The organism is Aeromonas sp. Y318-1, assembly GCF_027706125.1.
Taxonomy (GTDB): Bacteria; Pseudomonadota; Gammaproteobacteria; order Enterobacterales; family Aeromonadaceae; genus Aeromonas; species Aeromonas hydrophila.
In genome coordinates this window covers 75,365-101,063 of record NZ_JAPDCM010000015.1, presented here as the reverse complement: position 1 = coordinate 101,063, position 25,699 = coordinate 75,365, and the positions used below count along the sequence as shown (strand labels likewise).

The window sequence follows — 25,699 nt, the reverse complement described above, 5'->3', positions numbered from 1 at the left end:
GCATTACATGTTTTCAGAAAGGAGCCGGAGTTTGGCCGATAAAAAGCTGTTTACTCCTTTATCAGGTACACAACGGATCTTCGAAGCCGTCTTGATCGCCATCACCCTGATGGCTGCCTATCTCTTGCTTGCCCTGTTGTCCTACCACCCCGCCGATCCCGGTTGGTCCCAGACCTCCTGGCAAGGGGAGGTGAAAAACCTCGCCGGTAGCGCGGGGGCCTGGCTCGCCGACATCACCATGTTTACCTTTGGGGCGTTTTCCTATCTGGTGCCTCCCCTGGTCGTGCTGCTGGGCTGGAGCCTGTTCTGGCGTCCAAGCCGCTTGCTCGATGTGGACTACCTCACCCTGTCGGTGCGCATCGTCGGCTTCGTGCTGACCGTGCTCGGCATGTCCGCCATCGCCAGCATGAACTTCAACGATCTGCAGAATTTTTCCGCCGGCGGCCTGGTGGGGGACGTGATCTCCTCCGCCGTGGTGCCGCTGTTTGGCGGTGTCGGTGCCAACCTGATGCTGCTCTGCTTCGTGGCCACCGGCATCACCCTGTTCACCGGCTGGTCCTGGCTGACCATCGTCGAGCGGATCGGGGCCGCCTGCACAGGTTCGGTCAGCGCCGTTTACCATTTTCCCACCACCCTCGGCCGCTGGCTGACCGGTGGCTGGCGCCAGCCGCGCGTTGAGGGACCGGATCCCTTGCTGGAAGGGGGCGTGGGTGCCATCGAGCTCGATGACGAGGAAGATGAACCGCACTCCAGCTGGACCCGTCGTCCCAAGGAAAAAGCCGCAACCAAGAGCCAGAAGGCCAAGTCCGATGAATGGCTGCCTGAGCTTGATGAGGATACCTTCCAGTTCGACCCGCAGTTTGACGATGAAGATGACGAGCCGGCCCCGGTGGCCAAGGCCAAGCGTGCCGCCACCAACGGCGCCCGTCGTCAGCCTGCCCTGGTCACGGCCGATGACGAGGACGATGATCTGGATCTGCCCTGGGCGGAAGGGGATGAAGAGGCGCCTGCGCCGGCGGCTCCCACCCCCGGCAAGCCCAAGCGCCGCCTGCAACCTGGGCTGCCCCCCTTGCCGAGTATCGAGCTGCTGGACCGCCCGCCCGCCAAGACCCAGATGATGAGCAAGGACGAGCTGGAGCGCATGGGCCGCCTAGTGGAGGCGAAACTGGCCGACTACAACGTGCAGGCCAAGGTGGTGGGCGTCTATCCGGGCCCCGTCATCACCCGTTTCGAGCTGGATCTGGCGCCTGGCATGAAGGCGAGCAAAATCACCAACCTCTCCCGCGATCTGGCCCGCTCTCTGTCGGCCAGCAGCGTGCGGGTGGTGGAAGTGATCCCGGGCAAGACGTTCGTCGGGATCGAGCTGCCCAACCGGGTGCGTCAGACCGTCTACCTGCGCGAGACCCTCGACTGCGAGGCGTTCTCGAGCAGCCGCAACCCGCTCACCATGGGGCTGGGTCAGGACATCGCCGGCGAACCCGTAGTGGTGAACCTCGCCAAGATGCCCCACCTGCTGGTGGCCGGTACCACCGGCTCCGGTAAGTCGGTGGGGGTGAACACCATGATCATCTCCATGCTCTACAAGTCGACGCCGGACGATCTGCGCTTCATCATGATCGATCCCAAGATGCTGGAGCTGTCGGTCTACGAGGGGATCCCCCATCTGCTGACCGAGGTGGTGACCGACATGAAGGACGCCGCCAACGCCCTGCGCTGGTGCGTGGGCGAGATGGAGCGTCGCTACAAGCTGATGTCGGCGGTCGGGGTGCGCAACCTCAAGGGCTACAACGACAAGGTGCTGGCGGCCATTGAGGAGGGGGAACCCCTGCTGGATCCGCTGTGGCGTCCGGGCGACTCCATGGACCAGATGCCGCCTGAGCTGGAAAAACTGCCCCACATAGTCGTGGTGGTGGACGAGTTTGCCGACATGATGATGATCGTCGGCAAGAAGGTGGAGGAGCTGATCGCCCGTATCGCCCAGAAGGCGCGGGCGGCCGGTATCCACCTGATCCTGGCGACCCAGCGTCCGTCGGTGGATGTCATTACCGGTCTCATCAAGGCCAACATCCCGACCCGTATCTCGTTCCAGGTGTCGAGCAAGATCGACTCCCGTACCATCATCGATCAGGGCGGCGCCGAATCCCTGCTTGGCATGGGCGACATGCTCTACATGCCGGCCGGTACCTCCAACCCGACCCGGGTACATGGCGCCTTTGTCGACGACCACGAGGTACACAAGGTGGTGGCGGACTGGAAACTGCGCGGCGAGCCGAACTACATCGAGGAGATCCTCTCCGGTGAATCCGGCGGCGAGGGCGGCAGCGGCGAATACGGTGGTGGTGACGATGAAGAGCTCGACCCCCTGTTCGACGAGGCGGTGGCCTTCGTGGTGGAGTCGCGCCGCGGCTCGACCTCCAGCGTGCAGCGCAAGTTCAAGATTGGTTACAACCGGGCGGCCCGTCTCATCGAGCAGATGGAAAACCAGGGCATCGTCAGCGCCCCGGGCGGCAATGGTCAGCGCGACGTGCTGGCCCCGCCACCGGTACGGGACTAAGCCTCACCCCTCTATCATCCTGGCCATGCCCCCTGCGGGCGTGGCCTTTTATCGAGATAGCCGTTATGAAAAGCATGATGAAAAAACAACTGTTGATGGGCACTGTGCTGCTGGTTGCCAGCAGCCAGGTGTGGGCCGACGCGGCCAGCGATCTCAAGCAGAAGCTGGCGGGGGTGAGCCTCTTCTCCGCCAAGTTTGCCCAGACCGTCTATGACAGCAAGGGCAAGGAGCTGCAACGCGCCGGCGGCGATCTGCTGGTGCAGCGCCCCAATCGCTTCAACTGGCACACCACCTCGCCGGACGAGAGCCTGATCGTGGCCGATGGCAAGGATGTCTGGGTCTATGATCCCTTCGTCGAGCAGGTGACTGCCCTCAAGATGAAGGATGCGGTGCTCAACACCCCCTTCGTGCTGATCGCCGGCAACGACAACAGCCTCTGGAAGAACTATGACGTCACCCAGGAAGGGGATGTCTACACCGTCACCAGTCGCAACCAGGACGAGCTGATCGCCTCCTTCCGCATCACCTTCGACAGGCAGAACAACATCAGCCGTTTCGACGTGAAAGAGGCCCAGGGCCAGTGGAGCGAGTTCACCCTGAGTAACTTCAACCGCAAGCCGGTGCTCAAGGGCAACGAATTTGTCTTCAAGATCCCGAAGGGGGTCGCGCTGGACGATCAGCGCTGATGAGCAAGCGGTCGCTGGATTTCTGGTCGGCCCGTCTGCCAATGGCGACGGGGGTGACGCTGGGGGGTCAATACCGATGAGTAACCTTTTGTTGGATGTCTGGTCGGCCCGTTTTTCCATGGCGGTATGCGTGATACGGAACGGTCAATACAGATGAGCAACTTGTCGCTGGATTTCTCGTCGGACTTTCGTCCGTTGGCGGCCCGGATGCGGCCGCAAACCCTCGAGCAGTACATAGGTCAGCAACACATCCTGGGGCCTGACAAGCCTCTGCGCAAAGCGATCCTGGCCGGCCACTGCCACTCCATGATCCTGTGGGGGCCTCCCGGCACCGGCAAGACCACGCTGGCCGAACTGATGGCCCACTACTGCCAGGCCGAGGTCGAGCGGCTCTCGGCGGTCACCTCCGGCATCAAGGAGATCCGCGCCGCCATCGACAAGGCCAAGGAGAACAGCTGGCGCGGGGTGCGTACCATCCTGTTCGTGGACGAGGTGCACCGTTTCAACAAGAGCCAGCAGGACGTGTTCCTGCCTCATATAGAAGACGGCACCATCACCTTCATCGGCGCCACCACCGAAAACCCCTCGTTCGAACTCAACAACGCGCTGCTCTCCCGGGCCCGGGTCTATCTGCTCAAACGGCTGGAGGAGGAGGACATCCTCACCCTGATCGATCAGGCGATGCAGGACGCTCGCGGGCTCAATGATCCGGCGCTGACCTTCGCCCCCGGGGTGAAGGAGGCGCTGGCCAAGGCGGTAGATGGGGACGGGCGCAAGTCCCTCAACTACCTGGAGCTGCTGGCCGACATGGCCGAGCCCGACGGCAGCGGCCACAAGCTGATCGACAGCACCCTGCTGGCCGCCGTGGTGGGGGAGCACGTGGCGCGCTTCGACAAGGGGGGCGATCACTTCTACGACCTCATCTCGGCGGTGCACAAGTCCATTCGCGGCTCGGCGCCGGATGCGGCGCTCTACTGGTATGCCCGCATGGTGAGCGCCGGTTGCGATCCGCTCTATATTGCGCGCCGGCTGCTGGCGATTGCCTCCGAGGACGTGGGCAATGCCGATCCCCGTGCCATGCAGGTAGCGCTCTCGGCCTGGGACTGCTTCCATCGCATCGGGCCGGCGGAAGGGGAGCGGGCCATCGCCCAGGCGATCGTCTATCTCGCCTGTGCGCCCAAGAGCAATGCGGTCTACACCGCCTGGAAGGCGGCGCTTCACGATGCCAAGAACCTGCCGGACTTCGAGGTGCCGCCGCACCTGCGCAACGCACCGACCAAGCTGATGAGCGAGCTGGGTTATGGCGCCGAGTACCGTTACGCCCACGACGAGCCCGGTGCCTATGCCGCCGGCGAGCAGTACTTCCCGCCCGAGCTGGCCGGCAAGCAGTACTATCAGCCCACCGATCGCGGCCTTGAGAAGCAGATTGGCCAGAAGCTCGACTATCTGCATGAACTGGATCGGCAGAGCCCGCGGCAACGGGACAAATAGTGGTGTAGCTGGCGGCTGGTAGCGAGCCTCTCCCGGGTCTGTCTTGCCGGGTTGCGCGTTAATTGGTCAGCCGATTTGATCCAGGTCGTCATCCCCCGGAAAACAGGGCAAAACGGGCGTAATAGTCCCTGTTCGGGCGGGGGGGCGGTCTGATACACTGGCCCTCTGACCCCGCTTGTCTTGGCCTGGTGCCATCTTCTTGATTTCGAAGGCCTGCTCACCATAGGCCCGATTCTGAAAGACGACAGGGGTGCGCCAACCGATGTTAACTTCCGGATCTGTTTTCCAGCCCGTCATGATGACTCAGGCCCAGATCCCATTTTAAAAAAGTAGGTAAACCATGCTGGATCCCAAATATCTGCGCAGCGATATCGCCGAAGCTGCCGCTCGTCTGGCGACACGTGGCTACGTTCTGGACGTAGCGGCTGTCAATGCTCTGGAAGAGAAACGCAAGGATCTGCAGTCCCGTACCCAGGAGCTGCAGGCCGAGCGCAACGCCCGCTCCAAATCCATCGGTGAGGCTGCCCGTCGCGGCGAAGATGTTGCCCCGCTCAAGGCCGAGGTCACCAAGATCAATGAAGAGCTCGAGACCAGCAAGGTCGAGCTGGATGCCCTGCTGGCCGAGCTGAAGGTCATCGCGGACGCCATCCCCAACCTGCCGAGCGACACCACCCCGGTCGGTCGTGACGAGAACGACAACGTGGAAGTGCGCCGCTGGGGCACCCCGCGCGAGTTCAGCTTCCCGGTACGCGATCACATCGATCTGGGTGAAGCGGCCAAGGGCGTTGACTTCAAGAATGGCGTCAAGCTCTCCGGCTCCCGCTTCGTGGTGATGAAGGGCCAGATTGCCCGTCTGCACCGCGCCCTGGCCCAGTTCATGCTGGACCTGCACACCCTGCAGCACGGTTACACCGAGTGCTACGTGCCCTATCTGGTCAACCCGGACAGCCTGTACGGTACCGGCCAGCTGCCGAAGTTCTCCCAGGATCTGTTCAATACCGGCATCGACGGCGAAGGGGAAGAAGAGGGCAAAGTACGCAAGTTCTCTCTGATCCCGACCTCCGAAGTGCCGCTCACCAACATGGCCCGCGACGAGATCTTCGACGAGCAGGAACTGCCCATCAAGATGACCGCCCACAGCCCCTGCTTCCGTTCCGAAGCCGGCTCCTACGGTCGTGATACCCGTGGCCTCATCCGCATGCACCAGTTCGACAAGGTCGAGATGGTCCAGCTGGTGCACCCGGAGAAATCTTGGGAAGCGCTGGAAGAGATGGCGGGCCACGCCGAGAAGGTGCTGCAACTGCTGGAGCTGCCGTATCGCGTGATGGCGCTCTCCACTGGTGACATGGGCTTCTGCGCCGCCAAGACCTACGATCTGGAAGTGTGGCTGCCGGCCCAGAACACCTACCGCGAGATCTCCTCCGTCTCCAACTGCACCGACTTCCAGGCGCGCCGCATGCAGGCTCGTGTGCGCATCGACGGCAAGCCGCAGCTGCTGCACACCCTGAATGGCTCCGGCCTGGCAGTGGGTCGCACCCTGGTGGCGGTGATCGAGAACTACCAGCAGGAAGACGGCCGCATCGCCATCCCGGCGGCGCTGCAATCCTACATGGGCGGCCTGACCCACATCGGGTAAGCGCTCATTGCAGACGACAACGCCATGGCATGCCATGGCGTTGTGCATTCTGGCGTCGGTCAACCGTTTCAATGGGCAGTGAATGCGCTGGTTCGCCGCCTGTTTGAACCGTTAACACATTTTTATCAAGCATTGCGCAATCGTTTTTGTTAGACTGCGCCGCAATTTCGCAGGACATCTTTTTCTATGGTCTGGATTGATTACGCCATCATCGGCATCGTCGGTTTCTCTGCTCTCATCAGCCTGGTGCGCGGCTTCGTCAAGGAGGCCATGTCCCTTGTCACCTGGTTCGTCGCCTTCTTCATCGCCAGCCATTTCTATTCGGATCTCGCCATCTATTTCACCTCGTTCAGCGACCCGCTGGTGCGCAACGGCCTGGCCATCGCCGCCCTGTTTGTGGCGACCCTGATCCTCGGCAGCGTGGTGAACTACGTGGTGGGACTGCTGGTGGACAAGACGGGGCTGTCCGGGACCGATCGGGTGCTTGGCATCTGTTTTGGCGCTATTCGCGGGGTACTGATCGTCAGTGCCCTGCTTTTTTTCATGGATACTTTCACCAATCTCTCCCAGAGCGACTGGTGGACGGCGTCCAAGCTGGTGCCCGAGTTCAAGCCGGTCATCCAGTGGTTTTTCGGGTTCATGCTGAACTCATCGAGTTTTCTTAAACAGGTATAGTGACTTCGAGGTAGCAAAGACATGTGTGGTATTGTCGGTATAGTTGGCACCACCCCCGTCAATCAGGCCCTCTACGACGCCTTGACGGTGTTGCAGCACAGGGGACAGGATGCCGCCGGGATCGTGACCATTGACAGTGGAAACTTCCGGCAACGCAAGGCCAACGGCCTGGTGAAGGACGTGTTTGAAGTGCGTCACATGCAGCGCTTGAAAGGGCATATCGGCATAGGACATGTCAGATATCCCACCGCAGGCAGCTCCAGTGCCGCTGAAGCCCAACCTTTTTACGTGAACTCCCCCTACGGCATGGTGCTGGCCCACAACGGCAACCTCACCAACGCCAAGGAGCTCAAGGAGCAGCAGTTCAAGGTGGCCCGTCGCCACATCAACACCACCTCGGACTCCGAGGTGCTGCTGAACGTGCTGGCGCACGAGCTGGATCTCTGCGACAAGATGGCGCTGCGCCCGGAAGATATCTTCTCGGCGGTGCGCAAGGTGCACCAGCAGATCCGCGGCGCCTATGCGGTGGTCTCCCTGGTGATCGGCCACGGTCTCATCGGTTTTCGCGACCCCAACGGCATTCGCCCCCTGATCCTGGGCCGCCGGGTCGACGAGCAGGGGCAGGTGGAGTACATGCTCGCCTCCGAGAGCGTGGCGCTTGACGCCATCGGTTTCGAGACGGTGCGCGACGTCGCGCCGGGGGAGGCCATCTACATCACAGAGCAGGGCCAGCTCTTCTCCGAGCAGTGTGCGGAGAACCCGCAGATGAGCTCCTGCATCTTCGAATACGTCTACTTCGCTCGCCCTGATTCGTGCATCGACAAGGTGTCGGTCTACGCCGCCCGCCTCAACATGGGCCGCAAGCTGGGCCAGAAGATTGCCCGCGAGTGGGAAGATCTCGACGTGGACGTGGTCATCCCCATCCCGGAGACCTCCTGCGACGTGGCGCTGGAGATCGCCCACACCCTGGATCTGCCGTACCGTCAGGGCTTCGTGAAGAACCGCTACATCGGCCGTACCTTCATCATGCCGGGCCAGACCCAGCGCAAGAAGTCGGTGCGCCGCAAGCTCAATGCCATCAGCTCCGAGTTCAAGGGCAAGAAGGTGTTGCTGGTGGACGACAGCATAGTGCGCGGGACCACTTCCGAGCAGATCATCCAGATGGCCCGTGAAGCGGGGGCAGCCAAGGTCTACTTCGCCTCGGCGGCGCCGGAAATTCGCTTTCCCAACGTCTACGGCATCGACATGCCCACCGCCAACGAGCTGATCGCCCACGGCCGGGAAGTGGAAGAGGTGTGCAAGCTGATTGGCGCCGACGGCCTCATCTTCCAGGATCTGGAAGATCTGGAAGCGGCGGTACGGGAGATCAACCCCGAACTGCGCCACTTCGAAACCTCGGTGTTCAACGGTCACTACGTCACCTCCGACGTGGATCAATCCTACCTCGACCACCTCAACGCCATGCGCAGCGATGACAACAAGGCGGTGCGCGAGTGGCAGGAAGGCACCAGCAATCTGGAAATTTTTAACGAAGGTAGTTAAACGTTTTCCACGCTGGCGTGTTGCAACGAGATGGGGGCCCTGGCCCCCATTGTTGTTTCCGCTCTCCGAAAAGGGCCCGCATTTGCTTGAAAAAGCAGCGATTGTACCCGCAGCTATGGGCAGTGGCGGCGGGATCCGCTAGCATTGGCCGCCGCCATATCACCCGAACAGACGAGAATTCAGATGGATGACCTGCTAGCCCCCGTGCGCCAGTTTTTGCACTGCGAGACCCCGGATGCGTGGATCGAGATGGCGCGGGATCCCGCCTGGCTGCCGACCCTGCTTATCGATCACGCCAACTGCGAGAACAAGGCCGCGCTCACTGCCCACAGCCTGGTGCGCCGCTACTGCCTGCCCAAGGGCAAGCGCCATCTGTTGCCCAAGCTGGAGTTCTATCGGGAGCTGGATGCGATTCCGGAGAAGGCCGAGATCCTGGGCAAGCGCAGCATGGGGGAGTCTGATCGCACCGTGTTCGAGGAGCTGTCCCGCAATCCGCTGCTGTTTCCCATGGTGCGGCTCATCCAGGAGGAGCTGCATCACTTCGAGCAGGTGCTGGAGATCATGCAGGCCCGCGATATTCCCTACGGCCCGGTGACCGCCTCTCGCTATGCCCGCAACCTGATGCAGCATGTCCGCACCCACGAGCCCGCCACCATCGTCGACAAGCTGATCATCGGCGCCTATATCGAGGCGCGCTCCTGCGAGCGTTTTGCCAAGCTGGCGCCCCATCTGGACGAGGAGCTGGGGCGTTTCTACGTCTCCTTGCTGCGCTCCGAGGCGCGCCACTACCAGGACTATCTGGCACTGGCCGAGCAATATGCGGGGGAGGACATCAGTGAACGGGTGGCCTTCTTCGGCCAGGTGGAGGCGGAGCTGATCCGCTCGCCGGATCCGCAGTTCCGGTTCCATAGCGGTCTTCCTGTCAGATCTGACAGTTGTTGACGGGCAGGGCGCTGCCTACCATTGCAGCGTTCCTACTACGAGCGACGCATTCATTTTTGAGCGCAATTCCCGGCCCCTGAGCCGGGATTTTTTTGTCTCTTTTTCAGGCGCGAAAGCGGCGGGCAAAAGCCGCCGGGCGCGGATCAGCGGCGGTATTCGTTGTTGTAGTTCTGGATGAGGCGCCGGGTCACTTCGTGCTGGGGATCGGCGAACACCTTGAGGGTCTTGCCGCGCTCCACCACCCGCCCTTCGTGCATCACCAGCACCTCGTCACTGATGTGGCTCACCACCCCCAGATCGTTGGCCACCAGCACATAGCTCAGCCCCATGGTCTCCTGCATCTCCAGCAGCAGGTTGATGATCTGGGAGCGCACCGAGATATCCAGGGTAGAGAGCGCCTCGTCGGCCACCACGATCTTGGGGTTGAGGATCAGCGCCCGTGCCAGCGCCACCCGCTGCTGCTGACCGGCGGAGAGCATCTGCGGATAGAAGAGGGCGTGGTCCGCCAGCATGCCCACCATGCGCAGGGTTTGCACCACCTTGTCGCGGCGCTCCTCCTCGGTCATCTCGGTGTTGAGGCGCAGCGGCGTCTCCAGGATCTGGCCGACCCGGATCTTGCGGTTGAGGGAGGAGTTGGGGTCCTGGAAAATCATCCGCAGCAGCTTGCAGCGGGTCTGATAGTCACCGTGGATCATCGGCTGCCCCTCGATGGCGATTTCGCCACCGCTCGGCTCTATCATGCCCGCCAGAATGCGGGCCAGGGTGCTCTTGCCGGAGCCGGCCTCGCCGACGATGGCCAGGGTCTGGCCCACCTCGAGATCAAAGGAGAGCGGCTTGATGGCTTCCACCGCCCGGCGTCGAAACAGGCCGGTGCGGTTCTGATAGGTCTTGCACAGGCCCCTGACCTGCAACAGGGAGGGTTCGATCACTGTCCTGGCTCCTTGGTGAGAGGGCATGCTGCCACGCTCTGATACGGGATTGAATTCACTTTTTGGGCTCTTCCATGTTCAACGGGAAGTGGCAGCTGAACTGGTGCCCCTTGATCTTGCTCATCAGCGGGGTCTGCACGCACTGCTTCTGGGCGTAGGGGCAGCGGGGGCCGAGCCGGCAACCGATGGGCAGGTGCTGTAGCGGTGGGATCACGCCGGGCAGGGTTTCCAGGCGCGACTTGTGGCGCACCAGCTTGTCAAAGTCGGGGATCGACTTGAGCAGCGCATCGGTATAGGGGTGGTGCGGTGTCTCCAGGATCTGCTCCCGGGTGCCCACCTCCACCATCTGGCCGCAATACATCACGTTGATGGTGTCGGTCAGGTTGGCGATGGCGGCGATGTCGTTGCTGATGATGAGGATGGTGGTGTTGCCCAGCTTGTTCATCTTGTCCAGCAGCCGCAGGATCTGCGAATGGGTGGTGGACTCCATGGCGCTGGTGGGTTCGTCCGCCACCAGCAGGCGCGGCTGGTTGGCGATGGCCATGGCGATCATCACCTTCTGGCACATGCCGTCCGACAGCTCGTGAGGGTAGGCCCGCATCACCTTGCGGTGATCCTTGACGCCGACCCGGTGCAGCAAGGCGATGGCCTTCTTCTTGCGCCACTGGAAGCGCTGCCAGAACTGCCCTTCGAACGAGTCGGTCGGGATCGCCTCTTCCAGCTGGGTGCCGATCTCCTCGGAAGGATCGAGACAGCTGATGGGGTCCTGGAAGATCATGGCGATCTCGCGGCCCATGATGCGGCGCCGCTCGCGAGGCGCCATGGTCAGCAAGTCCATGTCGTTGAAACGCATCCGGTCGGCGCGCACCGTCCAGTTGTCCTTCTGGATGCCGACGATCACCTTGGCCACCAGGCTCTTGCCGGAGCCGGATTCGCCCACCAGGCCGCGGATCTCCCCCTCGGCCAGGGTCAGGCTCACCTTGTCCACCGCCTTGACCTTGCCCTGCGGGGTGTCGATCTCGATGGTGAGGTTGCGTATGTCGAGCAGAGGCATTAGTCGTTCCCCTCTTTGAGTGCTTCGCGGATACCTTCACCCACCAGCGATGGGTTGACCTGCACGCCGTACAGGAATGGGCAGGGGACAAGGGTGAGCATGCCTATCTTGGACACAGAGCATTGCATCAGTCATTCCCCTCTTTGAGCGCTTCGCGAATGCCCTCACCCACCAGGTTGGTGACCAGCACGCTGAACAGGATGGCCATGCCCGGCAGGGTCACGGTCCAGGGGGCGAGATAGATGAGATCGCTCGAGTCGGCCAGCATGGCACCCCATTCCGGTTGCGGTGACTGGGCGCCGAGGCCGAGAAAGCCCACCGCCGAGATGTCGAGGATGGCTGCCGACAGGGTGCGGGTGGTCTGGGCCACCAGGGTCTCGACGATGTTCGGCAAAATGGCCAACCGCATGATGCGCAAGGGGGGTGAGCCGTCGAGCCGGCTGGCGATGATGTACTCCTTCTGCATCTCGGTGTGAACCGCGTTGTAGGTGGCCCGGATGAAGGGAGGGATCAGCGCCAGGGTGATGGCGATCAGGGTGTTGAACAGACCCGGCCCCAGGATGGCGACCATGATGATGGCCAGCAGCAGGGAGGGGATGGAGAGCAGGGTATCGAGCAGGTGGTGCAGCACGCTCGACTTGATCCCCTTGCTCATGCCGCCGAGGATGCCGATGGCGGTACCCGCCACCATGGCGATCACTACCACCAGCAGGGCGTTGCCAAAGGTGAACCGGGCGCCCACCACCAGCCGGGAGAGGATGTCGCGCCCCAGATCGTCGGTGCCGAGGAAATAATCGATGTTGCCGCTGTTGGCCCAGGAGGGGGCCAGCAGCAAGCGGGCGCTGTGCTGCTCGTCGATGCCGTAGGGCACCACCAGCGGGCCGAACAGGGTGATGAGCAGCAGGATCACGAAGCACCAGAGCCCTGCCATCGCCAGCGGATTGCGGCGATAGGAGGCCCAGGTCTGCTCCAGCGGCGAGAGGATCTTGAGCTCGGGGTAGAGGCTAGTCTTGTCTTGCATAGGATTCCTGGCTCCGGGTCATGCCATGAGCACGTTCAGTCTTGTTTTGCATAGAGTTCTTTGCGCCGCGCCGGGTAGATGATGGTGGTGAGCAGTTCGGTGCTGACGCTGATGAAGATGACGAAGCTGGCCACCACCAGAGTGGCACCGCGGATGGCGGCGTAGTCCTGCAGGGCGATGCTGTTGATGAGCCAGCGGCCGATACCGTGCCACTCGAACACCACCTCGGTGATCATGGCGGAGGTGAGCACGCTGCCCAGCTGCAGGCCCAGCAGCGGCAGCACCGGCGGCAGGGCGTTCTTGAGGCCGTGACGCCAGACGATCTGGCGACGGGAGAGGCCGCGGCTGGCCGCCGCCTTGATGTAGTTCTGCTTCATCACGTCGATGAGGGAGCTGCGCACGTGGCGGATCACCTCGGTGGTGGGCACCACCGCCAGCACCAGCGAGGGCAGGATCAGGTGGCGCAGGGCGTCGTGCAGGGCGGCCTGGCGCCAGGGCTCGTGGCTCATCAGCACGTCGATGAGGGCGATGCCGGTGATGGAGGGCACGTCATAGAGCAGGCTGATCTGGCCGGAGGCGGGCAGCCAGCCCAGATCCAGCGAGAAGAACATCACCACCAGCAGTGCCAGCCAGAACACCGGCACCGCGTAGCCGATGAGGCCGGCGGTCATGATGGTGAGATCGAGCGGCTTGCCCTGAGAGAGGGCCGCCAGGGTGCCGAGCGGAATGCCCACCAGCAGCGAGATGGCGAAGGCCGCCACGCAGAGGATCAGGGTGGCGGGGAAGTAGTGACGGATCTCGTCCAGCACCGGCAGGCCGGAGACGCTGGAGAGCCCCAGATCCCCGTCCAGAATGCGGCGCAGGAAGTCGGGGTAGCCGCTCCAGAAGCTGGCCTGCTGGCCGATGAGGCGCACGTCCAGCAGGTAGGCGACGAAGGTCAGCGCCAGCAGGGTGATGAGCAGCAGATTGATGCGACGCAGGATATAGAGAAACATGCTTACTCCCGATAGGCCTGGTTGAAGACGGTGCCGCCAAAGGGCATCAGGGAGAGCCCCTCGATGTCGCTGCGGCTGACCTGGGTGCGCAGGGCGTGGGCCAGCGGAATGAGCGGCATCTGCTCGTTGAGCAGGGTCTGGGCGTAGTAGTAGTTGCGCAGCCTGAATGCCAGCTGGGGTGTAGTGACTGCGTCGTCCAGCAGCTGATCAAACGCCGGGCTGCACCAGCGGCTGTAGTTGTTGCCGCGTTCGACGGCGGCGCAGCTCAGCAGCTGGCGAAAGAAGTTGTCCGGGTCGGCGTTGTCGGCAATCCAGCCGCTGAGCAGGCTGTCGTACTGGCCTTGGGCGAGGCGGGCCTCGATGACCGGCCACTCCTGCTGCACGATTTTGAGCTTGATGCCGACCTTGGCCAGATCGCTTCGCATCAGCTGGGCGGTTTTGAGGGCATCTGGGTTGTAGGCGCGCGAGCCCGGCTGCACCAGCACCTGCATCTCGAACCCTTGCGCTAGTCCCGCCTCCTTGAGCAGCTGACGCGCCCGCTTGAGATCCGGCTGGCGCATCGGCAGGGAGGGGTTGTACCCCCAGGAGAGCGGCGGCAGCAGGCTGTTGGCGGGCTGGCCCGTCTCGAAATAGACCGCCTGCAGCAGGTTGTCGATGTTGATGGCGCTGGCGATGGCCTGGCGCACCTGCACCTTGTTGAACGGCGCCTTGCGGGTATTGAGGGCGAGGAAGGCGACGTTCATGCCGGACTGTACCGCCAGGCTGAGGTCGGGATCCTGGTCGATCACCGACAGCTGGCTGGCGGAGGGGGTGCTCATCACGTCGCACTCGCCGGTCAGCAGCTTGGCCAGCCGCTTGGACGATTTGGGGGTGATGTCGTAGATGAGCTGCTCAATCTTGGCCTCGCCGCCCCAGTAACCGGGGTGGCGCAGGTAGCGCACGTATTCGTTGTGGCGATACTCCTTGAAGCTGAACGGCCCGGTGCCCACCGGGCGGCTGTCGATGAACCCCGGGGTGCCGGCCTTTTGCAGCTGCCCGGCATACTCGGCGGAGAGCACGATGGCGTAGTCGCTGGCCAGGGTGGCGAGGAAGGAGGCATCCGGCCGGTTCAGCTCGAACACCACCTGATCGGTACCCTTCTTGTAAACCCGCTTGATCAGCTGATCCAGCCCCAGGCTGTAGAAGTAGGGGTATTCGCCGCCGGAGACGTCGTGATAGGGGTGCTGCTTGTCGAGCAGCCGCTGCCAGGTGAACACCACATCGTCGGCGTTGAGGGGACGAGAGGGGTTGAACCAGGGCGTGTGGTGAAAGGTGACGCCCTTGCGCAGGGTCAGGGTATAGAAGAGGCCGTCTTCGCTGGTGCTCCAGCGGGTGGCGAGCCCTCCCTCCAGCGCCAGGGTGTTGGGGTTCACCTCCAGCAGGCGGTCATAGAGCGGGCGCGAGCTGGCATCCAGGGTCACCCCGGAATTGGAGACCTGGGGATTGAAGGTCTGGGGCGAGCCTTCGGCACAATAGATGAGTCCCGTCCTGGACGCGTCGTCTTGTTTCTGACAACCGGTGAGCAGCACCAGCACTCCAAGCAGCAAGGGTTTGAGCATTCTCATTGTCGAACCATGTTTTTATACGAAGTTGCCGGCGACGGGGCCGGCAAGGGGTGGGTGCCGCTCTGGGGCAGGCTGCCCGGGTGATTAATCCGCATCGTTGTCACTGTCCAGCAGCTGGTATTTGCGCAGCATGCCGCGGAACTGGTGATAGCTCAGGGCCAGCAGTTGAGCGGCTTTGCGCTGATTATACTGGGATTGCTGCAGCGCTTGCTTGAGTAAATTAATCTCGTAGCCCGCCACCGCCTGTTTGAGATCCAGCGGCAGGGCGGGGGAGTCCGGTGCCACCGCCGGCGCCTGCTCCAGCGGGAGGGAGGGCGTGACCGCTGCCTGGACCCGGGGGCGCCAGGGGGAATCGAACGGGTTGAGCACCAGCTCGGCCAGCGGCAACTGGGGGTTGCCCTGGCGGTAGATGCTGCGCTCCACCACGTTTTTCAGCTCCCGCACGTTGCCGGGCCAGGGGTAATCCAGCAGCAACTGGGTTGCCTTGCGCGAGAAACCGGCAAACAGCGGATAGCCGAGCTCCCGGGTCATGCCGTGGGCGAAGTGCTCCGCCAGCATCAGAATATCTTCGCGCCGCTCCCGCAGCGGGGGCAGGGTGATGACGTCGAAGGCGAGCCGGTCCAGCAGGTCGTGGCGAAACTGCCCCTTGTCGGCCAGCGCCGGCAGATCCTCGTTGGTGGCGCACACCAGCCGTACATCCACCTTGAGGGCCTTGGCGCCGCCCACCCGCTCGAACTCGCCGTACTCTATCACCCGCAGCAGTTTTTCCTGCACCCGCGCGCTGGTGGTGGCCAGTTCGTCAAGGAAGAGGGTGCCGCCATCGGCCCGCTCGAAGCGGCCCTGGTGGCGTTTGGCTGCGCCGGTGAAAGAGCCCGCCTCGTGGCCGAACAGCTCGGTCTCCAGCAGACTCTCGCTCAAGGTGGCGCAGTTGACGGTGACAAAGCTTTGATCCCAGCGCGCCGAGAGATAATGTAGGCGGTGGGCGATGAGCTCCTTGCCGGTCCCCCGTTCGCCGATGATCAGCACGGGCTTGCGCAGCGGCGCCAGGCGGGAGGCCTGCTCAATGATCTCGAGAAATGCGTTGGATTCCCCCAACAGGCTTTCCGTGGCCGTGGTCATAGTCATCCCCGTGAATCGTTGAAAGCTGGTCAATCTTACCAAAAGTTGGTGATTCTAATCATTACTTGTGTGGTGTATCTTGAAACTCGACTTATCTGCCCCATATAAATCAACAAGTTAAATTCTGTTCCAGATTGGCACACAAGTTGCCATTGTCAATGGAGAAACAACGTATGCCAACCACAGGAGTACAATCATGAGTATTTTTTCCCGCCTGGCCGACATCATCAATTCCAACCTGACGGCCCTGCTCGACAAGGCAGAAGATCCCCAGAAGATGGTGCGCCTGATCATCCAGGAGATGGAGGACGAGCTGGTGAAGGAGCGCTCCAATCTGGCCCGCTTCCTCGCCAACCAGAAAGAGATCGGCCGTCAGGTCAGCCGCCATCAGGAGCGGGTTGCCGAGTGGCAGGGCAAGGCCGAGCTGGCCCTGAGCAAGGGGCGGGAAGACTTGGCCCGCGCGGCGCTTATCGAGAAGAAGAAGCAGGCCGAGCTGGCCGACGGCCTCGAGCGCGAGCAGCAGGCGGTGGACAGCGGCATCGCCAAGCTGGGGGAGGAGATCCGTCAGCTGGAAGCCAAGCTGGAAGATGCCCGTGCCCGCCAGAAGGCGATGGCCATTCGCAGCGAAGCGGCCAGCAGCCGTCTCAACGTACAGAGCCAGGTCGCCCGTGGCGACAGCCAGGCGGTGGTGAGCAAGTTCGAGCGCATGGAGCGCCGCATCGACGAGATGGAGGCCCGCGCCGATCTGGGACAATCCGACAAGGCGCTGGCCCAGCAGTTTGCCGAACTGGAAGCCGACGATCAGATCAGCAAAGAGCTCGAGGCCATGCGCCAGAAGCTGGGCCAAGGCGATACCACGCCGAAACAGGGGGAGTAACAGATGGAAGATCTGCTGGGTGTATTGATGGTTCCCATGGTGGTCTTCATGGTGGTGGTGGCCCCCATCTGGCTGGTGCTGCACTACCGCGCCAAGGGACGCATTGGCGCCGGTCTTGCCGATGGAGAGCGTGAACAGCTGCAGGGGCTGCTGGTGCGTGCCGAGAAGATGCAGGAGCGGGTGGGCGCCCTGGAGTCGATTCTGGATGCGGAAGTCCCGGGCTGGAGGAACAAGGTATGAGCAGCATCAGTCGTGAAGGGCGCAACCTCTATCGTGACCCCCAGCGCGGCAAGATAGCCGGGGTCTGTGCCGGTCTGGCAGAGTACTTCGGGGTGGAGACCTGGATCGTGCGGCTGCTTGCCATCAGCGGCCTCATCTTCGCCGGCTTCATCACCTTCACCGCCTACGTGGCCGCCTGGTTTCTGCTCGACAAAAAGCCCGTCACCCTCTACGCCCAGGAGGATGCCGACTTTGCCGAGGTGCGGATGAAGGCGCGCAGCTGGCAGGCGGGCGTCACGCCCCATCAGGCCCTTGCCCGCATCGGCCAGGAGCTGGATGGGCTGGAGCCCAGATTGCAGCGCATCGAAAAGCTGGTGACCTCCAAGGAGTTCACCCTGCAGCGGGAGTTTCGCAACTTGTAACCCTGAGCGGCGCGATGGCTCCGCCGGCGCGGGCCGGCCTTTGAGGGCGGGCACCGCGCCAGGGGGCCATGGCGCGGGGGCGGCAGCGGTCATCCCCTTCGCTCTGGATGGACGGGAGAACAGGACAAGCCTTGATACTCAATAAACTGGAACAGCAGTTCAATCGCCTGCAGCACAAGGCGAACGACGTGGTCAACCGGGTACGGGATCGCCACATCCGGCTGGCGGTCACCGGCCTCTCTCGCAGCGGCAAGACGGCCTTCATCACGGCGCTGGTCAACCAGCTGGAACACGCGGCCATCGACGGCCGCCTGCCCCTGTGGGATGCCCTGCGCCAGGGGCGCATCCTCGGTGCCCGCCGGGTGCCCCAGCAAAATGCCCACATTCCCACCTTTGCCTACGAACGGGGCCTCGATGCCCTGTTTGGCGATCCGCCGGCCTGGCCCGAGCCGACCCGCGGGGTGGCCGAGGTGCGCCTCGAAATTCGCTATCGCACCCGCCATCCCCTGCGCAAACATCTGGGGGAGATCTCCACCCTCTACGTGGATCTGGTGGACTACCCCGGGGAGTGGCTGCTCGACCTGCCGCTGCTTGAGATGAGCTACGAGCAGTGGAGCGAGCAGGTGCGCGAGCAGCTGCGCCGCCCCGAGCTGCAGGCCCTTGCCGCCGGCTGGCTGGCACCCGAGTGGCAGGCGGATCAGGGCTTCGAGGAGAGGCCGGTGGCCCAGCTCGCCGAGCGCTACACCGACTACCTGCATGCCTGCAAACAGGCGCTGGGATTGCACCTGATCCAGCCCGGTCGCTTCGTGCTGCCGGGGGAGTATGCCGGCGCCCCCATGCTGCAATTTGTGCCCTGGGTGTGGGACAAACCGGCCCAGGAACCCGCCGAGGGCACCCTCTACGCCACCCTCAAGCAGCGCTTCGAGCAGTACAAGCAGCACCTGGTGCAGGGTTTTTATGAGCAGCACTTTGCCGGATTCGATCGCCAGATCGTGCTGGTGGATTGCCTGCAGCCCCTCAACGCCGGGGCGGCCAGCTTTGGCGACATGCAGCAGGCCATCGCCCGCATCATGGAGAGCTTTGCCTACGGCAAGAGCAACTGGTGGCGGCGGCTCTTCTCGCCGCGCATCGACAAGCTGCTGTTCGTGGCGAGCAAGGCCGATCACGTCACCCCGGAGCAGCACGGCCCCATGGTCTCCCTGCTGCAGCATCTGGTGCGCAGCGGCCGCGGCCAGGCCCGCTTTGAGGGGATTGCCACCGAGTGTCTGGCGTTGGCCGCCATCAAGGCGACCGAGGTGGGCAAGGGGGTGGCCGATGGCCGCGAGTTCCCCGCCATCCGTGGTACCAGCCTCGCCGGCGAGCCGCTGCTGCTGTTTCCGGGCGAGGTGCCGTCCCATATTCCCCCCGCCCAGTGGTGGAACAATCAGGGCTTTGATTTTCAGGCATTTCGCCCGCTGCCCATGAGCCCCCATCAGGCGCTGCCCCATATCCGGCTCGATGCGGCGCTGGAGTTTCTGCTCGGGGATCACCTCGAATAACCGGTGTGCGGTACGGGCTTATTGCCTGCGCCGTACCCGGGAGACTGTTTTCAGGAGAACAAGGCGATGAACGATCAGATAAAAGAGCGGCCACCGCTGCAGGGCAAGGTGATCCTGGAGCCCACCTTGACGGCAGCCGAGGACCAGCGGGCGCCTGCGCCGGCCCAGCGACTGGAGGAGGCGAGCTTCGAGCGTCTCGATGAGCTGGAAGAGCTCACCGAGGTGGAGAGTGCCCTCGTCATCAAACCACGCCGCCGCCATCGGCTGCTGGCCTGGGGGCTGGGGGCGGTCGGTGTGCTCTCCTTGGGCCAGTACGGTGCTTTCCTTTACGATCAATTTCTCACCACCCCGCTCTGGGGCGGCGCCTGGCTGGCGGCCTCGGCGCTGGTGGCGGCGGGCACCGCCGGCGTGGTGGGGCGCGAGTGGCTGCGGCTGCGCACCCTCAAGCGGCGCCAGGATGTGCGCTCGCGGGCCGAAGATCTGCTGGCCCATCAGGGGGTCGGCCAGGGCCAGGCCTTTTGCGAAGGGCTGGCCGAACGTAGCGGTGACAAGGGGCGCGAAGGGTATCAGACCTGGCTGGCCCAGCTCGACGAGAGCCACAGCGATCGGGAAGTGCTGACCCTCTACAGCCAGCTGGTACTCGGCGAGCGCGACAAGCTGGCCCAGGCGCGGGTAGCCAAATGGTCGGGGGAGGCCGCCGTGCTGGTGGCCCTGAGCCCGCTCGCCACCGTCGACATGATGCTGATGTTGTGGCGCAACCTGCGGATGATCGAGGACATCGCCGACGTCTACGCCATCGAGCTCGGCTATTGGAGCCGCATTCGCCTCATTCGTCAGGTGTTTCGCAACATGCTCTACGCCGGTGCCACCGAGCTGGTGACCGAGGTGGGGATGGATTTGCTGGGGGCTGAGCTGACCGCCAAGCTCTCCGCCCGCGCCGCCCAAGGGGTAGGGGCCGGACTGCTCACCGCCCGCCTCGGCCTGCGCACCATAGAGGCGTGTCGCCCGCTGCCCTGGTGCGCGGACGAGAAACCCAGGCTCGGCGAGCTGCGCAAGCGGCTGATCGGTCAGCTGGCGGGCTACCTCAACAAGGGGTGAACGGCAGGCCAGGGGTTCGATTGTGGTTGTCACAAATTATTTACAATTATCCGCCGCAGCCGACCCTCGGGTCGGCTGCTTTTTTGAGGGGCAAACCGTTACAGTGATCCCATCGCGCAATGGCGCCTGACCGCCCGGATGGCGGGTCGCAACCCAGAGAATGGAGTCACCCATGGCAAGTCTCTACACCGCCCACCAGCCGGATGAAGCGGGCACGATCCACTACTCGGACGAGGAGCACGGCACCTGGCAGATCCTGATCGAGCGCCAGCTGGCGGCGCTCGAGGGCAAGGTCTGTGACGAGTACCAGGCCGGGCTGGCGCGGCTCGACCTGCCCCGGGATCGGATCCCCCAGCTGGCCCAGATCAACGCCGTGCTGCAACCGGCCACCGGCTGGTCGGTGGCGGCGGTGCCGGCGCTCATCTCCTTTGACCGCTTCTTTGCCCTGCTGGCCAACCGCCAGTTTCCGGTGGCCACCTTCATTCGCCGTCGGGACGAGCTCGATTATCTGCAGGAGCCCGACATCTTCCACGAGATCTTCGGCCACTGCGCCATGCTGACCAACCCCGCCTTTGCCCACTTCACCCATGTCTACGGCCAGCTTGGCCTGCGGGCCGGCAAGGAGGAGCGGGTCTTTCTGGCACGGCTCTACTGGTTCACGGTGGAGTTTGGCCTGCTGGCCACGGCAAAGGGGCTGCGCATCTACGGTGGCGGCATTCTCTCCTCCATCGGCGAGACCGCCTATGCCCTTGGCGGCCAACCCGTGCTGCAACCCTTTGATCCCATCGAGGTGCTGCGCACCCCGTATCGCATCGACATCATGCAGCCCACCTACTTCGTGCTGCCCGAGCTTGGCGAGCTCTATCGTCTGGCGGAGCAGGACATCATGGCCATGGTGGCCGAGGCGCGCCGTCTGGGGCTGCGTCCTCCCCGTTTTGCACCGGCCGGCGGCAAGCAGGCGAGCTGAGTCGCCCGCCGGTGTTTGATTACCCCCTTTTCATCGATACACAAGGAGAGTCCCATGTCCGAACTGGCCAGCCAGCAGTGTGAAGCGTGCCGCGCCGATGCCCCCAAGGTGAGCGAGCAGGAGCTGAACGAACTGATGCGCCTCATCCCCGACTGGCAGCCGCTGGTGGTAAAAGGTGAGCTGCAGCTGCGGCGCGAATTCACCTTTCGCAACTTCAAGGAGGCGCTCGCCTTCACCAACCGGCTGGGTGAACTGGCAGAGGCGGAGTTTCATCATCCCGCCATTCTCACCGAATGGGGGAAGGTGACCGTCAGCTGGTGGACCCACAAGATAGGTGGATTACACCACAACGACTTCATCATGGCGGCGCGCACGGATGAGCTGCTGAAGTGAAGACGCCCTCACTCACCGAGTGGGCGAGATGGTGACCGCCAGCTGGTAGGCTCACAAGATAGGCGGCTTGCATCGCAACGACTTCATCATGGCGGCGCGCACGGATGAGCTGCTGAAGTGAAGACGCCCTCACTCACCGAGTGGGCGAGATGGTGACCGTCAGCTGGTGGCCCCACAAGATAGGCGGCTTGCATCGCAACGACTTCATCATGGCGACGTGCACCGACCAGCTGCTTAAATAAACGCCACTTCATGGCGCGGGCCTGCCCGGTGAAAACGGGGCGGGCCCGCATTTTTATGGGCTGGCGCTCGCACTGGCGGGATCGAGTCTGTATTATCCGGTCATTCATAGAGTTAGCTAGGAAGTGTGTCCCGAATGCGTCTTGAAGTCAGCTGTGAAGACCGCCTGGGCCTGACCCGGGAACTGCTCGACCGTCTGGTGGAGCACAACATCGATCTGCGCGGCATCGAAATCGATACCTCAGGCATCATCTATCTCAACTTTCCCGAGCTGGAGTTTCGTGATTTCCAGCACCTGATGCCGGAGATCCGCCGCATTCCCGGGGTCTATGACGTCAAGACCATCCCCTACATGCCCTCCGAGCGCGAACACCACGAGATTGAGGCGCTGCTCAAGGCGCTGCCGGATCTGGTCTTCTCCCTCGATGCCAAGGGCAAGGTGACCCAGGCCAACCAGTCCGCCCTCACCACCCTGGCCCTGCCGGTGGAAGAGATGCGTGGCGCGGCGCTCGGCTCCCTGGTCAAGGGCTTCTCCTTCAGCCGCTGGCTGGAAGCGAGCGAGATCCGGCCGCAGACCTGCAAGCTCAGCATCAATGGCGAAGAGTATCTGGCGGATCTGATGCCGCTGTTCGTGGCCGAGGAGAAGGGCAGACAGGCCCTGGCCGGCGCTGTGGTGGTGCTCAAATCCGCCCGCCGGGTCGGCATGCACTTCAGCGCGCTGCACGCGGTGGAAGTGGGGGGCTTTGAACACCTGCAGGCCGAGAGCCAGAAGATGAAACAGGTGCTGGCCCAGGCGAGCAAGCTGGCGATGCAGGATGCGCCTCTGCTCATCGTCGGCGAGACCGGCACCGGCAAGGAGCTGCTGGCCCGCGCCTGCCACGGTGCCAGCCTGCGCTCCAGCCACCCCTTCATGGCGCTGAACTGTGCGGCCATGCCGGACAACGTGGCCGAGAGCGAGCTGTTCGGTTACGCCCCCGGCGCCTTTGGCAACAACACCGAGGGCAAGCGCGGGGTGCTTGAGCTGGCGAGCGGCGGCACTCTGATGCTGGACGAGATCGGCGACATGTCCCCCCATCTGCAGACCAAGTTCCTGCGGGTACTGCAGGATGGCGTGTTCCGGCGGGTCGGTGACGAGCAGGAGGTGAAGGTCAACGTGCGCTTCATCTGCACCACCCAGAAGCAGCTGCTGGATCTGGTGCACGAGGGCAAGTTTCGGGAAGACCTCTACTATCGCCTCAACGTGTTGAGTCTGGCGCTGCCGCCGCTGCGCGAGCGCAAGGCGGACATCATGGCGCTGGCCCAGCAGTTCGTCTCCCGCTTTGCCAGTGAACTGCAGCGCCCGCGCCCGCGCTTTACCCGCAACATGGCCGAATACCTGACCGCCTACCGCTGGCCGGGCAACGTGCGCCAGCTGCGCAACTGCCTCTATCGCGCCATGACATTGCTGGAAGGGGACGAGATCGGCCCTGAGCACGTGGATCTGCCGGTGGCGGCCGACGCCATGCCGCTCATCGACGAGTGGTTCGAAGGGGGGCTGGATGAAGCGGTGAAACGCTTCGAGAGCCGGCTGCTGGAGCGGCTCTACCCGGCGTTCCCCTCCACCCGCCAGCTGGCCAAACGGCTGGGCGTGTCGCACACCGCCATCGCCAACAAGTTGCGGGAATACGGGATCAACAAGAAGTAACCCCATGAATGCACTTTATTGCAGGGCTCACGCACGGGTGGGCTCTCGTCATTATTGTGATGCCGGCCCGGTCAGCCCCTTGCTCTGTCGGCTGCGCCTTGTCATGCTGCTGACAAGTTCAATACTATTTCCATCCGGCTCACCCCTCGCGGGCAACCGCCCTTTCTGGGTGCTGATGTGGGCTTAAGCGCAGGCACGATGCACTCTTTTTCACTGATCCGGATCCTGGCGTGGTTGGCGCCGCTGGTTTGCACGCTGGCCCTCTCCACCGAGCCGCCCCCCCTGACCTCGGCCGAGCTGCGAGCCGAGCAGGTGCGCCAGACCGTGCTCGACATTCTCAGCTACACCCGCTGGCCGACCGAACCGAGCGAGCTGCGTTTGTGCATTGCTGCGCCGACGGAGTACGCTACGGCGCTCTTCTCCATCAAGCAGCAGGCCAATGGCCGGCCGGTCAGCGTCCATCGCTACGACGTCGATGACAAGGCGATCGGCCCCCAGTGTGACGTGCTCTATCTGGGGGTGTTATCCCCCGAGCGACGGCTGCCGCTGTTCGAGCGGCTGCGCGGCTACCCCATTCTCAGCATCAGCGAACACAGCACCGAGTGCGTGGCGGACTCCGTCTTCTGCCTGCAGATCGGCAAGGAGCGGATCCGTTTTCGGGTCAATCTGGATGCCCTGGCCAGGAGCGGGGTGCGGGTACATCCCGCCGTGCTCAAGCTGGCCAAGGCCGATGAGGGGGGCTCATGATCGGCTTGTTCCGCCCCCCCAACCAGCGCCTCACCTTGCGACAGAGTTTGGGACGCACCCATCTGGTGACGTCCCTGACGGCGGTCTGCATGGCCGGTGTGTTGCTGACCGGCATCGCCCTGCTGGCGCTGCGGCTCTATGCGGATCACAACCTGGAGCTGGTGGCGCGGGCCATCAGCTACACCAGCGAAGCGGCCGTGGTGTTCCACGACGAAGAGGCGGCCCGCGAGGCACTGCAGGCCATCACCACCCACGAAGATGTGGCGCGAGCCAGCATCTATCTGCCGAGCGGTCAGCTGCTGGCCAGCTGGAGCCGGGCCATGAGCACCCCCTGGTCCGGTCTTGAGCAGTACCTGGCGCGGCTCATTCTGCCGGGGCCGGTGGATCAGCCCATGCTGCGGGGCGGGGTGGAGATCGCCCGCATTCATCTGGTGGGGCACGGCCAATACCTGCTGCTGTTCCTGTTGCAGACCCTGCTGGCCATGCTGCTCTGCCTGGTGCTCAGCACTCTGGGGGCGCTCTACGTGGCGCGCCGGATGCAAAACTCCCTCACCGCGCCGCTCAAGGATCTGGCCCAGGTGGCCCACAGCGTCAGCCGCCAGCGGATCCTCGCCATGCGGGTGCCCGAGGCCAATATCGCCGAGCTGCACGCACTCGGCCAGGATTTCAACTCCCTGCTCGACGAACTGGAAGCCTGGCAGGCTCACCAGCGGCGGGAGAATGCCAGCCTGCTGCACCAGGCCACCCATGACGCCTTGACCGGTTTGCCCAATCGTGCTCTGTTTGAGGCTCGTCTGGATCAGGCGGTGACCACCGGCCGGCTGCATGATGAGCGCTTTGCACTGCTCTACCTCGATTGTGATCGCTTCAAGCAGATTAACGACACCTTGGGCCATGCCGCCGGGGATGACGTGCTGATCGCCCTGGCCAGACGGGTACAACATCAGCTGCGGCCGATGGATCTGGTATGCCGTCTGGGGGGCGACGAGTTTGCCATCCTGCTGACCCCCTTGTCCCAGGTGGGCGAGGCGGAAGATGTGGTTACCCGCATCCAGCAGGCCATGGCAGACCCCGTGGTACTGGGGGATGGCAGCCAGCTGCTGGCCGCCGTCAGCATCGGGATCGCGCTGTATCCGGATCAGGGGCTGACCGCCGCCGATCTGCTGCAGCAGGCGGACCATGCCATGTACCAAGCCAAACGGCTGCGTCGGGAGCTTGCGCTCCATGACCAGCTGGAATTCGATGTCTCTGCTGAGGAAAAATAAC

The 25,699-nt window shown here is 63.4% G+C and carries 24 protein-coding genes and 1 pseudogene; 18 read left to right on the top strand and 7 right to left on the bottom strand.

Features of this window, described 5'->3' with window-relative positions; genetic code table 11:
- Window positions 1-31: 31 nt before the first annotated feature.
- The 7 genes from OKB87_RS19825 to miaE all read left to right on the top strand — a co-directional run bounded on the left by OKB87_RS19825 (window position 32) and on the right by miaE (window position 9,526).
- On the top strand, window positions 32-2,554 hold the full coding sequence (locus OKB87_RS19825; protein WP_270828336.1) for a DNA translocase FtsK: 2,523 nt from the start codon (window positions 32-34) through the stop codon (window positions 2,552-2,554).
- A gap of 77 nt (window positions 2,555-2,631) precedes the next feature.
- Window positions 2,632-3,240, top strand: coding sequence for an outer membrane lipoprotein chaperone LolA (lolA, locus tag OKB87_RS19820; protein WP_011705742.1), 609 nt, complete (start codon window positions 2,632-2,634; stop codon window positions 3,238-3,240).
- 153 nt (window positions 3,241-3,393) lie between these two features.
- Window positions 3,394-4,731: a replication-associated recombination protein A gene (locus OKB87_RS19815; protein WP_029301167.1), complete on the top strand. Its 1,338-nt coding sequence runs from the start codon at window positions 3,394-3,396 to the stop codon at window positions 4,729-4,731.
- A gap of 340 nt (window positions 4,732-5,071) precedes the next feature.
- Window positions 5,072-6,367, top strand: coding sequence for a serine--tRNA ligase (gene serS, locus OKB87_RS19810; protein WP_011705744.1), 1,296 nt, complete (start codon window positions 5,072-5,074; stop codon window positions 6,365-6,367).
- Window positions 6,368-6,553: 186 nt separating this feature from the next.
- Window positions 6,554-7,042: a CvpA family protein gene (locus tag OKB87_RS19805; RefSeq protein WP_011705745.1), complete on the top strand. Its 489-nt coding sequence runs from the start codon at window positions 6,554-6,556 to the stop codon at window positions 7,040-7,042.
- Between the two features lie 21 nt (window positions 7,043-7,063).
- The gene (gene purF, locus OKB87_RS19800) at window positions 7,064-8,584 is read left to right on the top strand and encodes an amidophosphoribosyltransferase (protein WP_011705746.1); all 1,521 of its coding nucleotides are present in this window, start codon (window positions 7,064-7,066) and stop codon (window positions 8,582-8,584) included.
- A gap of 183 nt (window positions 8,585-8,767) precedes the next feature.
- Window positions 8,768-9,526 carry a tRNA isopentenyl-2-thiomethyl-A-37 hydroxylase MiaE gene (gene miaE / locus OKB87_RS19795; RefSeq protein WP_017409658.1) on the top strand — a complete coding sequence of 253 codons (759 nt, stop codon included), beginning with the start codon at window positions 8,768-8,770 and terminating at the stop codon, window positions 9,524-9,526.
- A 143-nt stretch (window positions 9,527-9,669) separates the two neighbouring features.
- On the opposite strand, the gene OKB87_RS19790 is transcribed toward miaE, so the two are convergent.
- The 7 genes from OKB87_RS19790 to pspF form a co-directional block, all read right to left on the bottom strand.
- Window positions 9,670-10,455, bottom strand: a complete 786-nt coding sequence (locus tag OKB87_RS19790; RefSeq protein WP_011705748.1) for a peptide ABC transporter ATP-binding protein — start codon at window positions 10,453-10,455, stop codon at window positions 9,670-9,672.
- A gap of 55 nt (window positions 10,456-10,510) precedes the next feature.
- Window positions 10,511-11,509, bottom strand: a complete 999-nt coding sequence (locus OKB87_RS19785; protein WP_005300065.1) for a peptide ABC transporter ATP-binding protein — start codon at window positions 11,507-11,509, stop codon at window positions 10,511-10,513.
- Window positions 11,509-11,637, bottom strand: coding sequence for a hypothetical protein (locus OKB87_RS19780; protein WP_270828335.1), 129 nt, complete (start codon window positions 11,635-11,637; stop codon window positions 11,509-11,511). The genes OKB87_RS19785 and OKB87_RS19780 overlap by 1 nt, the downstream gene beginning before the upstream one ends.
- On the bottom strand, window positions 11,637-12,530 hold the full coding sequence (locus tag OKB87_RS19775; protein WP_041216297.1) for an ABC transporter permease subunit: 894 nt from the start codon (window positions 12,528-12,530) through the stop codon (window positions 11,637-11,639). The genes OKB87_RS19780 and OKB87_RS19775 overlap by 1 nt, the downstream gene beginning before the upstream one ends.
- A 35-nt stretch (window positions 12,531-12,565) precedes the next feature.
- Window positions 12,566-13,525, bottom strand: a complete 960-nt coding sequence (locus OKB87_RS19770; protein WP_011705751.1) for an ABC transporter permease — start codon at window positions 13,523-13,525, stop codon at window positions 12,566-12,568.
- A gap of 2 nt (window positions 13,526-13,527) precedes the next feature.
- The gene (gene sapA, locus OKB87_RS19765) at window positions 13,528-15,123 is read right to left on the bottom strand and encodes an ABC transporter substrate-binding protein SapA (protein ID WP_270828345.1); all 1,596 of its coding nucleotides are present in this window, start codon (window positions 15,121-15,123) and stop codon (window positions 13,528-13,530) included.
- A gap of 90 nt (window positions 15,124-15,213) precedes the next feature.
- Window positions 15,214-16,248: a phage shock protein operon transcriptional activator gene (gene pspF / locus OKB87_RS19760; RefSeq protein WP_270828344.1), complete on the bottom strand. Its 1,035-nt coding sequence runs from the start codon at window positions 16,246-16,248 to the stop codon at window positions 15,214-15,216.
- A 196-nt stretch (window positions 16,249-16,444) separates the two neighbouring features.
- On the opposite strand from pspF, the gene pspA reads away from it, so the two are divergent.
- The 11 genes and pseudogenes from pspA (at window position 16,445) to OKB87_RS19700 (ending at window position 25,698) form a co-directional block, all read left to right on the top strand.
- The gene (gene pspA / locus OKB87_RS19755; protein WP_011705754.1) at window positions 16,445-17,125 is read left to right on the top strand and encodes a phage shock protein PspA; all 681 of its coding nucleotides are present in this window, start codon (window positions 16,445-16,447) and stop codon (window positions 17,123-17,125) included.
- A 3-nt stretch (window positions 17,126-17,128) separates the two neighbouring features.
- The gene (pspB, locus tag OKB87_RS19750; RefSeq protein ID WP_005300084.1) at window positions 17,129-17,365 is read left to right on the top strand and encodes an envelope stress response membrane protein PspB; all 237 of its coding nucleotides are present in this window, start codon (window positions 17,129-17,131) and stop codon (window positions 17,363-17,365) included.
- A complete protein-coding gene (gene pspC, locus OKB87_RS19745; protein ID WP_029301161.1) occupies window positions 17,362-17,766 on the top strand; it encodes an envelope stress response membrane protein PspC in 405 nt (134 codons plus the stop codon). Before pspB ends, pspC begins: the two co-directional genes overlap by 4 nt.
- A gap of 131 nt (window positions 17,767-17,897) precedes the next feature.
- On the top strand, window positions 17,898-19,304 hold the full coding sequence (locus OKB87_RS19740; protein ID WP_270828334.1) for a YcjX family protein: 1,407 nt from the start codon (window positions 17,898-17,900) through the stop codon (window positions 19,302-19,304).
- Window positions 19,305-19,370: 66 nt separating this feature from the next.
- Window positions 19,371-20,402, top strand: a complete 1,032-nt coding sequence (locus tag OKB87_RS19735) for a YcjF family protein (protein ID WP_270828333.1) — start codon at window positions 19,371-19,373, stop codon at window positions 20,400-20,402.
- Window positions 20,403-20,574: 172 nt separating this feature from the next.
- On the top strand, window positions 20,575-21,369 hold the full coding sequence (gene phhA, locus OKB87_RS19730) for a phenylalanine 4-monooxygenase (RefSeq protein ID WP_270828332.1): 795 nt from the start codon (window positions 20,575-20,577) through the stop codon (window positions 21,367-21,369).
- 54 nt (window positions 21,370-21,423) lie between these two features.
- Window positions 21,424-21,762: a 4a-hydroxytetrahydrobiopterin dehydratase gene (locus tag OKB87_RS19725; protein ID WP_270828331.1), complete on the top strand. Its 339-nt coding sequence runs from the start codon at window positions 21,424-21,426 to the stop codon at window positions 21,760-21,762.
- Window positions 21,763-21,888: 126 nt separating this feature from the next.
- Window positions 21,889-22,004 (top strand): annotated as a pseudogene (locus OKB87_RS19715) (4a-hydroxytetrahydrobiopterin dehydratase); the annotation flags it as partial.
- A 134-nt stretch (window positions 22,005-22,138) separates the two neighbouring features.
- Window positions 22,139-23,686, top strand: coding sequence for a transcriptional regulator TyrR (gene tyrR, locus OKB87_RS19710; protein ID WP_270828330.1), 1,548 nt, complete (start codon window positions 22,139-22,141; stop codon window positions 23,684-23,686).
- 198 nt (window positions 23,687-23,884) lie between these two features.
- Entirely contained in the window at window positions 23,885-24,433 is a 549-nt protein-coding gene (locus OKB87_RS19705) for a YfiR family protein (RefSeq protein ID WP_270828329.1), read from the top strand.
- Window positions 24,430-25,698, top strand: coding sequence for a diguanylate cyclase domain-containing protein (locus OKB87_RS19700; protein ID WP_017409648.1), 1,269 nt, complete (start codon window positions 24,430-24,432; stop codon window positions 25,696-25,698). The genes OKB87_RS19705 and OKB87_RS19700 overlap by 4 nt, the downstream gene beginning before the upstream one ends.
- Window position 25,699 lies beyond the last annotated feature (1 nt).

Excerpts from the sequence above, each read along its gene's own strand:
- lolA (WP_011705742.1), top strand. The coding sequence starts at position 2,632 with ATGAAAAAACAACTGTTGATGGGCACTGTGCTGCTGGTTGCCAGCAGC.
- OKB87_RS19815 (WP_029301167.1), top strand. The coding sequence starts at position 3,394 with ATGAGCAACTTGTCGCTGGATTTCTCGTCGGACTTTCGTCCGTTGGCG.
- serS (WP_011705744.1), top strand. The coding sequence starts at position 5,072 with ATGCTGGATCCCAAATATCTGCGCAGCGATATCGCCGAAGCTGCCGCT.
- OKB87_RS19805 (WP_011705745.1), top strand. The coding sequence starts at position 6,554 with ATGGTCTGGATTGATTACGCCATCATCGGCATCGTCGGTTTCTCTGCT.
- purF (WP_011705746.1), top strand. The coding sequence starts at position 7,064 with ATGTGTGGTATTGTCGGTATAGTTGGCACCACCCCCGTCAATCAGGCC.
- miaE (WP_017409658.1), top strand. The coding sequence starts at position 8,768 with ATGGATGACCTGCTAGCCCCCGTGCGCCAGTTTTTGCACTGCGAGACC.
- OKB87_RS19785 (WP_005300065.1), bottom strand. The coding sequence starts at position 11,509 with ATGCCTCTGCTCGACATACGCAACCTCACCATCGAGATCGACACCCCG.
- OKB87_RS19780 (WP_270828335.1), bottom strand. The coding sequence starts at position 11,637 with ATGCAATGCTCTGTGTCCAAGATAGGCATGCTCACCCTTGTCCCCTGC.
- OKB87_RS19775 (WP_041216297.1), bottom strand. The coding sequence starts at position 12,530 with ATGCAAGACAAGACTAGCCTCTACCCCGAGCTCAAGATCCTCTCGCCG.
- OKB87_RS19770 (WP_011705751.1), bottom strand. The coding sequence starts at position 13,525 with ATGTTTCTCTATATCCTGCGTCGCATCAATCTGCTGCTCATCACCCTG.
- sapA (WP_270828345.1), bottom strand. The coding sequence starts at position 15,123 with ATGCTCAAACCCTTGCTGCTTGGAGTGCTGGTGCTGCTCACCGGTTGT.
- pspF (WP_270828344.1), bottom strand. The coding sequence starts at position 16,248 with ATGACCACGGCCACGGAAAGCCTGTTGGGGGAATCCAACGCATTTCTC.
- pspA (WP_011705754.1), top strand. The coding sequence starts at position 16,445 with ATGAGTATTTTTTCCCGCCTGGCCGACATCATCAATTCCAACCTGACG.
- pspB (WP_005300084.1), top strand. The coding sequence starts at position 17,129 with ATGGAAGATCTGCTGGGTGTATTGATGGTTCCCATGGTGGTCTTCATG.
- pspC (WP_029301161.1), top strand. The coding sequence starts at position 17,362 with ATGAGCAGCATCAGTCGTGAAGGGCGCAACCTCTATCGTGACCCCCAG.
- OKB87_RS19735 (WP_270828333.1), top strand. The coding sequence starts at position 19,371 with ATGAACGATCAGATAAAAGAGCGGCCACCGCTGCAGGGCAAGGTGATC.
- phhA (WP_270828332.1), top strand. The coding sequence starts at position 20,575 with ATGGCAAGTCTCTACACCGCCCACCAGCCGGATGAAGCGGGCACGATC.
- OKB87_RS19725 (WP_270828331.1), top strand. The coding sequence starts at position 21,424 with ATGTCCGAACTGGCCAGCCAGCAGTGTGAAGCGTGCCGCGCCGATGCC.
- tyrR (WP_270828330.1), top strand. The coding sequence starts at position 22,139 with ATGCGTCTTGAAGTCAGCTGTGAAGACCGCCTGGGCCTGACCCGGGAA.
- OKB87_RS19705 (WP_270828329.1), top strand. The coding sequence starts at position 23,885 with ATGCACTCTTTTTCACTGATCCGGATCCTGGCGTGGTTGGCGCCGCTG.
- OKB87_RS19700 (WP_017409648.1), top strand. The coding sequence starts at position 24,430 with ATGATCGGCTTGTTCCGCCCCCCCAACCAGCGCCTCACCTTGCGACAG.